At 40.9% G+C, this 11,566-nt stretch carries 9 protein-coding genes; 6 read left to right on the top strand and 3 right to left on the bottom strand.

Annotated features, from left to right (window positions below):
- Positions 1-597 precede the first annotated feature (597 nt).
- The 5 genes from A4V03_RS13075 (at position 598) to A4V03_RS13055 (ending at position 8,158) form a co-directional block, all read left to right on the top strand.
- The gene (locus tag A4V03_RS13075) at positions 598-870 is read left to right on the top strand and encodes a co-chaperone GroES (protein ID WP_004314007.1); all 273 of its coding nucleotides are present in this window, start codon (positions 598-600) and stop codon (positions 868-870) included.
- Positions 871-913: 43 nt separating this feature from the next.
- Entirely contained in the window at positions 914-2,551 is a 1,638-nt protein-coding gene (gene groL / locus A4V03_RS13070) for a chaperonin GroEL (RefSeq protein ID WP_065539205.1), read from the top strand.
- A gap of 155 nt (positions 2,552-2,706) precedes the next feature.
- Positions 2,707-3,645: a tyrosine-type recombinase/integrase gene (locus A4V03_RS13065; protein WP_065539204.1), complete on the top strand. Its 939-nt coding sequence runs from the start codon at positions 2,707-2,709 to the stop codon at positions 3,643-3,645.
- Positions 3,646-4,019: 374 nt separating this feature from the next.
- A complete protein-coding gene (locus A4V03_RS13060) occupies positions 4,020-6,917 on the top strand; it encodes a PL29 family lyase N-terminal domain-containing protein (RefSeq protein WP_065539203.1) in 2,898 nt (965 codons plus the stop codon).
- Positions 6,918-7,027: 110 nt separating this feature from the next.
- Positions 7,028-8,158 carry an OmpA family protein gene (locus A4V03_RS13055; RefSeq protein ID WP_065539202.1) on the top strand — a complete coding sequence of 377 codons (1,131 nt, stop codon included), beginning with the start codon at positions 7,028-7,030 and terminating at the stop codon, positions 8,156-8,158.
- A gap of 231 nt (positions 8,159-8,389) precedes the next feature.
- On the opposite strand, the gene A4V03_RS13050 is transcribed toward A4V03_RS13055, so the two are convergent.
- From A4V03_RS13050 to A4V03_RS13040, 3 genes are read right to left on the bottom strand one after another with little or no spacing between them, the layout of a single operon-like run.
- Positions 8,390-8,890 carry a GDYXXLXY domain-containing protein gene (locus A4V03_RS13050; protein ID WP_065539201.1) on the bottom strand — a complete coding sequence of 167 codons (501 nt, stop codon included), beginning with the start codon at positions 8,888-8,890 and terminating at the stop codon, positions 8,390-8,392.
- Positions 8,856-9,851, bottom strand: a complete 996-nt coding sequence (locus tag A4V03_RS13045) for a DUF4401 domain-containing protein (protein ID WP_065539200.1) — start codon at positions 9,849-9,851, stop codon at positions 8,856-8,858. The genes A4V03_RS13050 and A4V03_RS13045 overlap by 35 nt, the downstream gene beginning before the upstream one ends.
- Positions 9,835-10,752: a DUF2157 domain-containing protein gene (locus tag A4V03_RS13040; RefSeq protein WP_065539199.1), complete on the bottom strand. Its 918-nt coding sequence runs from the start codon at positions 10,750-10,752 to the stop codon at positions 9,835-9,837. The genes A4V03_RS13045 and A4V03_RS13040 overlap by 17 nt, the downstream gene beginning before the upstream one ends.
- A gap of 289 nt (positions 10,753-11,041) precedes the next feature.
- Here A4V03_RS13040 and A4V03_RS13035 point away from each other — a divergent pair, with 289 nt between their 5' ends.
- On the top strand, positions 11,042-11,260 hold the full coding sequence (locus A4V03_RS13035; RefSeq protein WP_004301053.1) for a winged helix-turn-helix domain-containing protein: 219 nt from the start codon (positions 11,042-11,044) through the stop codon (positions 11,258-11,260).
- Positions 11,261-11,566 lie beyond the last annotated feature (306 nt).

The raw sequence follows: 11,566 nt of genomic DNA, 5'->3' as shown, positions 1-11,566 counted from the left end.
CAAACGCTACCAAAGAGGATTTGTCCGCATTTCGAAAAACGCAACGAACCGTCTGCGGGTTTGCATCTTTTAACAATCGGACATCAAATTCCGCTTCATTCTCGCTTCGCGAAGCATTTATTTTCGTTTCTTGGCAGATGTTAAGTAAATATTTATTCAATTTTAGAACGAAGAGGGAACGAAGAGGGAACGAAGGTGATACGAAGGGGATACGGAGAAGTGACGAAAAAGCAGCGGAAAAGCGGCGAAAAGACAAAAAAACAGAATCTTCCGGAAGGCTCCGGAAGGAGATTTTTTTTGTTTTTTTATCCGTACGTTAACCAAGATTTAACGCGTCCGGACTGAACCGCCGGATGGGGCTCCCGCTTCTCCTCCTTTCGGAAGGAAGAGAAGCGGGAACAGAAGTTGAGTTGCGCAGGCAACAAACGTACTTTCTTGCCATACAGCGCAAGTAGTCAGCCATTTTGTCAGTCAATTTCTGACAAAGAATCATTTATTTGCTTTGGCACGCTTTTCGCACAGACTTTAGCGTTCCGCCTGAAAGACGGTGGACAACACTTACAATTAAATGTATAACTAAAATATAAAAAAGTAACTATGAACATTAAACCATTAGCAGACAGAGTGCTTATCCTCCCTGCACCTGCAGAAGAAAAAACAATTGGCGGTATCATTATCCCTGATACGGCAAAAGAAAAACCTTTGAAAGGTGAAGTTGTGGCAGTAGGTCACGGTACGAAAGACGAAGAAATGGTATTGAAAGTAGGCGATACGGTTCTTTATGGCAAATATGCCGGAACGGAACTTGACGTTGAAGGTACCAAATATCTTATCATGCGTCAGAGCGATGTTCTCGCTGTTTTGGGGTAATTAATAATAGTAAATCATAAATCTTTAAATAGTAAATAAAGAGATGGCAAAAGAAATATTATTCAATATCGATGCCCGCGACCAATTGAAAAAAGGTGTCGATGCTTTGGCAAATGCAGTAAAAGTAACTCTCGGCCCGAAAGGACGTAACGTTATCATCGAGAAGAAATTCGGTGCTCCGCACATCACAAAAGACGGTGTGACAGTAGCAAAGGAAATCGAATTGGCAGATGCTTACCAGAATACCGGTGCGCAACTGGTGAAAGAAGTAGCTTCCAAGACCGGTGACGATGCCGGTGACGGTACAACTACTGCAACCGTTCTCGCACAAGCTATCGTAGCCGAAGGTTTGAAGAACGTTACTGCCGGTGCCAGCCCGATGGATATCAAACGTGGTATTGACAAGGCCGTTGCCAAAGTGGTAGAATCAATCAAATCACAAGCAGAGACAGTAGGTGACAACTATGACAAAATCGAACAAGTTGCTACCATATCTGCAAACAACGACCCTGTAATCGGTAAATTGATTGCCGACGCTATGCGTAAAGTTTCTAAAGACGGTGTAATCACTATCGAAGAAGCAAAAGGTACAGACACTACTATCGGTGTGGTAGAAGGTATGCAGTTCGACCGTGGTTATCTGTCGGCTTACTTCGTGACAAATACGGAGAAGATGGAATGTGAGATGGAGAAACCTTACATCCTGATCTATGACAAGAAGATTTCTAACCTGAAAGATTTCTTGCCTATCCTCGAACCGGCTGTACAGACAGGTCGTCCGCTGTTGGTTATTGCAGAAGATGTAGACAGCGAAGCGTTGACTACATTGGTAGTAAACCGTCTGCGTTCTCAGCTGAAGATTTGTGCTGTGAAGGCTCCGGGCTTCGGCGACCGTCGTAAAGAAATGCTTGAAGATATCGCTACCCTGACAGGTGGTGTTGTTATCAGCGAAGAAAAAGGTCTGAAACTGGAACAAGCTACTATCGAAATGCTGGGTACTGCCGACAAAGTTACAGTTACCAAAGACTATACAACTGTTGTAAACGGTGCAGGTAACAAAGACAGCATCAAAGAACGTTGCGAGCAAATCAAGGCTCAGATTGTTGCAACCAAGTCTGACTACGACCGCGAGAAATTGCAGGAACGTCTGGCTAAATTGTCAGGTGGTGTAGCCGTTCTCTACGTAGGTGCCGCTTCAGAAGTGGAAATGAAAGAAAAGAAAGACCGCGTAGACGATGCGTTGCGTGCAACCCGTGCCGCTATCGAAGAAGGTATCATCCCGGGTGGTGGCGTAGCTTACATCCGTGCTATCGACAGCATCGAAGATTTGAAGGGTGACAATGCTGACGAAACAACCGGTATTGGTATCATCAAACGTGCCATCGAAGAACCGCTTCGCGAAATTGTAGCAAATGCGGGTAAAGAAGGTGCGGTAGTTGTTCAGAAAGTACGCGAAGGCAAAGGTGACTTCGGTTACAACGCCCGTACGGACGTTTACGAAAACCTGCACGCTGCCGGTGTGGTAGACCCTGCTAAGGTGGCTCGTGTAGCTTTGGAAAATGCAGCTTCTATCGCTGGTATGTTCCTCACTACCGAATGTGTGATTGTAGAAAAGAAGGAAGACAAACCTGAAATGCCGATGGGCGCTCCCGGAATGGGAGGCATGGGCGGAATGATGTAATTCCGGTCTCCTTCTTAAGAATATATAAGAACCACTTTCCCTTATCAGGGGAGGTGGTTCTTTTTTTGTATTCCTGCAACATCTCTGCCCTCCATTTGTTCGATTGTGGGAGAATACCCCTATATTTATTGTCTAATTTATTAATAAACCGAGAGATGTTGAAAGTATTAACATTTATGAAGCAAGTAGCCCGTGAGCTACAGATGGAGGGAAATTTTGGTACCGCTCATGTATACCGTAGCAGCCTCAATGCCATCATTGCTTATTGTGGGAAAGAGGATTTCACCTTCCATAAGGTGAGTCCGGAGTGGTTAAAAGGATTCGAGGTGCATCTTCGGAGTCGTGGATGCAGCTGGAATACCGTCTCCACTTATTTGCGCACGTTTCGTGCAGTTTATAATCGGGCTGTCGATCTTCGTAAGGCGCCTTATGTTCCTCACCTGTTTCGTTCAGTTTATACAGGTACTCGTGCCGATCATAAACGTGTATTGAGCGATGAAGATATGAAGAAAGTGTTTGCGGACTTGTCCCGTTCGTCCGGAGTGTCTTTAAGATTACGACGGGCACATGAGTTTTTTATTTTAATGTTTCTTCTTCGTGGTATACCGTTTGTTGATCTTGCTTATCTGCACAAAAATGATTTACGTGATAATGTGATCACATATCGTAGGCGTAAAACGGGGCGTCCCCTGTCGGTGATGTTGACTCCGGAAGCAATGATTCTGGTAAAGAAATACATGAACTGCGATTCTTCTTCTCCTTATCTCTTTCCTTTTTTGGAAAGCCGCGAAGGAACGAAAGAAGCGTATCGTGAATATCAGTTGGCTTTGCGTAGTTTCAATCAGCAATTAATGCTTTTAGGAGAGTTATTAGGATTAGGCGATAAATTAAGCTCGTACACCGCGCGGCACACTTGGGCTACGACAGCTTATTATTGCGAAATCCATCCGGGTATTATCTCCGAAGCCATGGGACATTCGTCTATCACCGTAACCGAGACTTATTTGAAACCTTTCAGGAGTAAGAAAATTGATGAAGCTAATAGACAGGTTGTTGATTTTGTCCGACGATCTACAGGCGGATTAACATCTTGATAAATAGCTCGTTACTTCATAGGTAACGGAAATAAATTTCGGTGCAAATATGAGCATATTTCTTAAAACAACCAAACGAAATCACACATTTTTTTAATAAACTACTCAAAAGCGGAACTAAAACAGATAAAACACGTGGATTCTTTGTATTAGGGCTTTGTTTACTTCTAAAATATTGCAAAAGATTTCCCTCCCCTCTGCCGCTTATCAGAAGCAGGGGTAAAAAAGTTTCATCACCTATCATATCGTTTTCCAGTATTGGCTACTCAAAAGAGCAGGCACAAAGGTTTTCCCGTTACCTATGAAGTAACGGGCTGTCTATTATTGAAACTTAGTGTTTAATAATATATTATTAATGTAATTTTTAAGTAGTTATGAAAAGAAAATTTGTAAAAGTGATGTTCTTCGGGGCGTTGGCACTTTCTACTGTCACCTATGTAGGCTGTAAGGACTACGATGATGACATTGACAATCTGCAAACACAGATTGACGCTGTAAAGGTGTCACTTGAGGAGTTGCAGACAAAAGTTAACAGCGGTTCCGTTATAACAAATGTTGTGAAAGAAGAGAACGGAATTACCGTGACGCTTAGTGACGGCAAAAGCTATGTACTGACTAATGGCAAAGATGGTGCGGATGGTAAGAATGGTGCGGATGCTGATGTTTGGACGATTGGTGAGAAAGATGGCTATTGGTACAAAAATGGTGTGAAAACCGAATATAAAGCTGTCGGAGTAGATGGAGCACCCGGTGCTGACGGATCGGCTGGTGAAGAAGGTGTAGCCGGTGAAAACGGTAAGTACTATGTACCTAACAAAGAAACTGGCTGTTTTGATATTTATCAGGATGGCAAATTGCTGGAAGCAACAGATATTAGTTGGAAAACCGCAGCATCTGAAGGTGGAATCACTGCTGTTCTTAATGGCAATGTATTGACGCTTCAAGGAGTTGAAGGAGCACCGGAGGGTGTAGCAATAGACATCACTTCAGGCATTGCTTTATCTTCTATCGCATTCATTCCTGATGTAGTAAGTACAGATGTTCCTTATGCAACTACTAGTAAGCCTTTCTATCATATCGAGAGTTATTTAGATGAAGCAAAGTATAATGCTAGTGGCCAGTTCAATGCACAGAAAGATTGGGGCAAATCAAATGTTGTGGCATTGAATTATCGTTTGAATCCGGAAGATGCAAATATTGACGGAAAAACGGTATTCGGCTTTATCGATCGTAAAGTGAAAACCCGTGCAGCTGGCGACAAGAAAGTGTTGCTGAATGTTGACGAGACGAAGGTGTCGGAGGGTGTTGTAACTATCGAAACAACAATTAATCCGAACGCATTGGCTCAAAATGCTGAATATAACATTGCTGCTTTACAGGCATGGTATGGTCAGAAACCAATGACATCTGATTATGTATATGCTACATCTAGCAAGATTGACTTGGTACTTGCTGATACTACAAAGACTGAGGCAGGCGATGATACTGCTGTTGGTTTCTATAAACGTACAAAATCTATCAGCGGTGGTGAATCGGATGCTTTTATCAAACAGTTCGTTGCATTGAACGCTGCTGCAAATGCTACATTTAAATATGATGCTACTATTGACTTGAAAAATTATGTAGGATTGTATTCTAATGATAAAGATAATTGGTTGGCAGCATTGGGATTCAAAGGCATGAGTTATGAATTCTCGATACCTGAGAAGTATTTGGCTGAAGATGACGAAAAGACAAATCAACAATGGTTTATCGTAAAAGAAGGAGAAGACATTGCCAGCAACGGTGTTATTAAAGTTAATCCTGAAGTGAAAAACGGAACTCCGGCTATCGGACGTACTCCCGTTGTTAGAGTAGACGCTTTCTTGACTAGCAATGCAGGTGAAAAGAAACTCGTAGCTTCATCTTATATCAAATTGGAGATTACAGAAACATCTCAGGCTCCGGACGAAAAACCAGATTATGGAACTATCAGGATTGCAGAAGATCAAGTTGCGGATTATCATCAATTGGAAGCTGGTATGGCAGCATTTACTAATGATTATCCACAAGATGGTGTTAACATGGACTATCAAGACATCAACAATAAGATTTACGGTACTGCAGAATTGACTTCTACTACATTCTGGAACTATTATGGTGGTGCTGACCATAAATATAATGTATTGGTTACTGTAACTGACAGAAATGGTCGTGAAGAGACTGTTATCGAGCAGGAGAGAGAACGAGATACAGATGCAGTGATAGATGAAAAGGGTGTTCTGCTGAATATTAAACTGAACAATGACGCTACCAAGACATCTGCTATCAAAGTGGGTATCAATAATAAGATCAAGACTCAGAATACGTATAAAGATGTAGACGGTAAGGGTGCTAAGTACTCGGTTAAGATTACTATTCCTTCTAATGATAATTCACACGGCGACATTGTTCTTCAACAGGTATTCTATGTGAAAGAAGTTTGTGTTCCTTATACTTATAATCCTTTGTATTACAAAGCGACATATCGATCTCTTGCTGATGGACAGACTTATAATGATTGTATTATAGTCAAAGGGCAAGAAAACAACGGCTGGGAAATGTCTTCTGTAGTGAGCGAGCATTTTGCGAATAAAGCTGGTGAGAATATCTTCGCATATTACAATACAGTTAATAATGTAAGCACACTTCAGTTCCAATGGGCTTCTGGTGTAACAGGTGTAGATCCGTCTACTTCATTCACAACAGATCAGACAGTTAAGTTGACCGAACCGATGACTGAACGTGATGCTGTTAAGAAGATGACTTATAAGGTAACTTTGGTAAATGGAGAAGAATGTGAATTTGCATATAACATTGTATTCATCAATCCGTTTGTTGCTGCAAATGCTGCCGGTATCAGGATCTTTGGTAATGGAGTAGGTGTAAACACCGGAGCCACTATGCCTCAAGTTCTTGTGAAGGATAACGAAGGAGCCGCTATTTATTCTTATGTTACTAATGCATTAGCGTTGAGTAGTAAAGCTATAGATACTTATAAGCTGAATGCCGGCATGGTAAGTGTGGAATACGCTTTTGTTGAAGAAGGTGACTGGACTCTACTTAAAAATAATATGTCTGCAAATTCAGAATTGAAGGTTGATGCTGCTACAGGTGAAGTGACTTGGAAAAACGAAGGTTCTCATTTGAATAGAGATTACAGACTTACAGTAATGGCAACCGTTACATTCGAAGATTTGTCAGTTGTGAAATGTGCAATTCCTGTAACATTGACAGAAAACGCGATTCAATAACAAAGTCATGATTCTCTTATAAAGAAACTTGATTTGTAGATAATTTTTCGGAGGACGTTCCAGTAAACAAACGGAGCGTCCTCTGTTTTGAGTTGAATTATATAATAAATATGAAGATTAAATATCACATTCTGTTGGTTCTGTTTCTGGCATACGCCAATGTTGCCTTTGCTTGGCAGTCTGATTACACAAAAGAACAGTTTTTCGGAAAAGAGGAAGGAAAAACTGAGTTCAATCCACATTGGTTTCTGTCTCTGCAAGGAGGAGGTGCCTATACTTTAGGCGAAGCGACTTTCGGAGATTTGGTATCTCCGTCCGTGGCGGTAGCTTTGGGATATAAGTTTACTCCGTTGTTTGCAGTTCGGGCAGAAGCAAGTGGCTGGCAGGCTAAAGGAAGTTGGGTAAATCCGGCAATTACTTATGAATATAAATATTTGCAGGGTGGCCTAGATGCTATGTTTGATCTAAGTAACTTGTGTTATGGTTTCAATTCAAAACGTATATTCAATGCATATCTATTTCTGGGTATAGGCTTGAATGGCGCTTTTGACAATGATGAGGCTGTAGCTTTGAACGCAATCGGGTATAATTTGCAACGTTTGTGGACAGGTAAGAAACTGTATGCTTCAGGACGTATCGGACTGGGAACAAATCTTCGTCTGAATGATCATGTGGCTATCAACTTAGAGTTGAATACAAATATGTTGTCTGACAAGTTTAACTCTAAGAAAGGTGTGAATGCTGATTGGCAATTCAACGGATTGGTTGGGCTCTCTTTTACATTAGGAAGAAGCTCCAGGAAGGTGGTTCCTGTTTCTTATGAACCCGAACAATCTGTTTCTGTTACGACAGTGGAGCAACGTCCTGAACCGACTCCGGTAGTGGAGCAATCGAAGCCGGAGGAGGACAAAATAGTTGTAGAACCTATGAAGCAGAATATTTTCTTCGCTTTGAACTCTGCTCGTATTCAGGACGAGCAACAGCAAAAAATAAGTTCTTTGGTTGAGTATATGGAGAAAAATCCTGAGGCAAAGATTTACATAACAGGTTATGCAGATGTAAATACAGGTAATGCAATAATAAACTTTAAGTTGTCCGAGGCTCGTGCCAGGAATGTTGCTGAAGCATTGAAATCTAAAGGCATTGCGGCAGACAGAATAAAAGTTGACTTCAAGGGAGATACAGTACAACCTTATTCTACTCCGAAAGAAAATCGTGTAAGTATTTGTATTACAGAATGAAATATTATAAAAGGAAACAGCCGGATGGAGATGCTTGTGAAAGTGTACCATTCAAATCACTGTTCCTTAGAAGGGATGCCTCTATTTCCCACGGACATCCCTTTTATAGCTCTTAAGACATCTCGCTTATTATGTTAGAAGCAATTTGCTAGTCCCTTTTTCCCTATAGATAAGGAGATGTTTTAAGAATGCAAAGAGCCCAGGCTTGTGAAAGTCCGGGCTTTTCGATATTCATCTATCAGGCTTAATCAGCAGAAAGTCTTTATCATACAATCCCACAAGTAAACTTTCTCCTTTGGCGTTCACTTTCAGACCTCCGTATGTTGCCTTTTGATAAAGGGTGTCTTGACCTTCTTCAAAGAAGAAAGATTCGGCACCAAGAAATAAACGGTCATTTACAATTTTATAGTTGATGATCGGTTCGTTATCGTTCAAAGGTTCTAATGCATCCTTAAGTCGGACAATACGGGCTACTCGGTTACTGTCGATATTTAATACGGCATATCCATGTGTAGCTACTTGTGTGTCACCGAGTAAGGCTGATGTAGCTTCTCTATAACGGAGATTCATGTAATCACCTTGCATAAGTGAACGAGGGTCGACGGGAGCCAGTTCAAACAATACGAGTTGACCGTCTCTCAGTGTTTGTTCTTTTTGGTAAATGGACCAGTTGAAGTATCCTAACAAAAGTAACAGGTTAATGATAATCAGTATTTGACTCTGTTTTTTCATGTTTCGTTCTTTTTTGAGTGAAATAATACCAAGCAATCATGAATGTGATTCCTGTGAGGAAAAGCGTGATTGACTTCACAAGAAGGCTTAGGTTCAAATCATAGTAGTATTTGGCAACGGCATAGATAAAGAGAAGAAGTGCGGCGGCGCATTCTGCTTTATAGCCATAATGAAAACATATCAGGATCAGTAAGAGACTACCCGACAGATATGGTGCAAACATTGTCGGCAGGCAGATAAGGATGCAGAGAATGCATATTCCGATCTGGCTTACCGGGTTCGTTACTTCCATTACCTGCATGATTCGTTGAACCATGATAAGAATTCCGAACCATATACAAACAGACAGTATGCAGGCCACAAGCCAACTATTTGTTTCTGATATCATGTAATTGATTGATAATCCTCCCAGTGAGACGATACCGGATACGAATAATCCGAAATGAAATGGCTGGTATTTGGAAAGGTAATTCTCTGTTCCTATACACTCAAACAACTTGTTTTCAAAGATGTTGGTAAATAGAAACACTCCAAGGATAGGGACTGCGGCTATTTGCAAGGGATAAAACGAAGAAAAGACATGGGCAGCTTCTCCGAAAAAAGATATATTAAACAGAATGACTGAAAGAAAGGGGAGGATAAACCCTCTTGATAGCAAGAATGTGAGAATACTGATTCCCATAAGTGTAATGAAGAAGAGATTAATGCTGGCATTTATACCGAACCCAATCAATACACATCCGGCTATGTATAAAGTGATGTTCATTGCATCCAGAAAAGACCAGACCACCTTGCGGCTGATTGTTAGCGTAGTGAGAATTAATATACTTCCAGCAATCAGGCAAGAAATATCGGAGCGGAGGATTCTGGCAAGTGCCAGAAATCCCAAAAAGAAAATAGCCGTCAGGATTCCCCCGATAACGGATACGACTTGAATAGTGAGATTATGCTTCTGTGCCATACCACTGCTTTTTTAGATGAAGAATGATGTAAATGAGCAAAGTTGTTCCGGTGATGACAATAACTCCTCCGTAGAAGAATATCTGAACATCCCTAAGATTGCTTTGTGATATGAATGTAGTCAATAGAATCATTAATGCGGCAAACGGAATGATAGCCAGATAGAACAGGCTTTTTACTTTCCATCCATACCAAAGTCCCGCAGAAAATAGAAGGACGGTGCTTATGAGGGGAACAGACAATATGGCGTTCTCTTCACAGATTGCCATCATTAACAGAAAACTGGTGTGTATAATGGTAGCCAGTGAAAGAAGGCTGACAAACCAACGATTGTTTCTGTCCAAATGACCTTTTATACTCATCCATTCTGTGATGATCGTTGCCAAGGCACATATCCAGGTTACTGCATTGGCCAACAAAGTCATTTCCCAAGAGTTGGTACTAGCTATCTGTATATTATACAACCATATCGTAGTGCAAAGTAATCCGATGAACGTCAGCCACAACGGAGCGAAACGGATAGCAACCGCCCAGAGAATGGTGAAAAGAGTCCATCCTAGGAAAAGATCGTAAGCATCGGCTCCCGTTTGGTAGATTTGTCCGAAGACAGCGAAAAGCGTACCTATCAGGAAGGTAGCTCCGGTCAGGAAAATCTGTTTGACGAGCTTGTTCCAACGGGTGAATGTAGCGAGCAGGACAGAAGCTACTAATAACACCTCTACTATTCCTAACTTTGCAAATTTAGGTAATTCATCCCAGTTGTAGGCAAAAAAGAAGATAATGCCTGCCACTGTAAAACCAACGCCCACTGCCAATAAAAAAACAGAAAGGAACTGATTCCATTGTTTTTTATCAGCGTACAGTGCTTGTCGGGATAAAGGCGAAGAGTTGGTCTTTTCCATGTGTTTTTACTTTTTGATGATTACAAACATAATAAAATAAAATGATTATCACCTCAAGATAGACGATAAAAAGGTATGTGTTCCCCATACACAAGTCATTCCCGTATCTACCGTATACACAGCATCGTCCGCATTAAGTTTGTCTATTTTAGACATCACATATTCGGGGTGAATCTTATTTGCGTTACCTTTTTTAGTAAAGACCTATAAACAATTGCATTATCCTTTTGTTATCTCTATAAGCGAAATTTTAACCTAATATATTAAACCTCTTAATTACTCTAGAAAAATGAATAGAAATGAAATCGGTGTAAATGCCGGTAAGGTTTGGCAACTGCTTAGTAATAACGAAAAGTGGAGCTACGGACTTCTGAAGAGAAAATCCGGGTTGAAAGATAAAGAGCTGGGTGCCGCTTTAGGGTGGCTGTCGAGAGAGAGTAAGATTGAGTTCGATCAGTGTGATGAAGAACTCTATGTATATCTCTGTGTGAATGTTTATATCGGCTAAAAGAATTTGGCACTTTAACGAAAACAACAGAATCTCCGGAGGGATGATAGCCCTGTCGGCCTTTCGAAGATTCTTTAAAAAGTTTCTTGATTACTTCAATGACGCCAATAAGGAAAAAAAGAATAAAAAGTTTGATTTTTCGTAAGACAAATACCACTAAATATTAACCGGTATCTCTGGAAAAGTTGATCCGCATGGCTAATACTTAATACTTGGTACTTAATACTTATTTATTTTAATTTTTGCATCCAAAAGCGAGATTGGCGTGTTATTTGCCGTATGATGTATGAACGATTAAATTCATAA

The organism is Bacteroides caecimuris, assembly GCF_001688725.2.
GTDB classification, from domain to species: domain Bacteria; phylum Bacteroidota; class Bacteroidia; order Bacteroidales; family Bacteroidaceae; genus Bacteroides; species Bacteroides caecimuris.
Note: the sequence above shows the minus strand (reverse complement) of the source record. Positions and strands in the feature narration are given on the sequence as shown.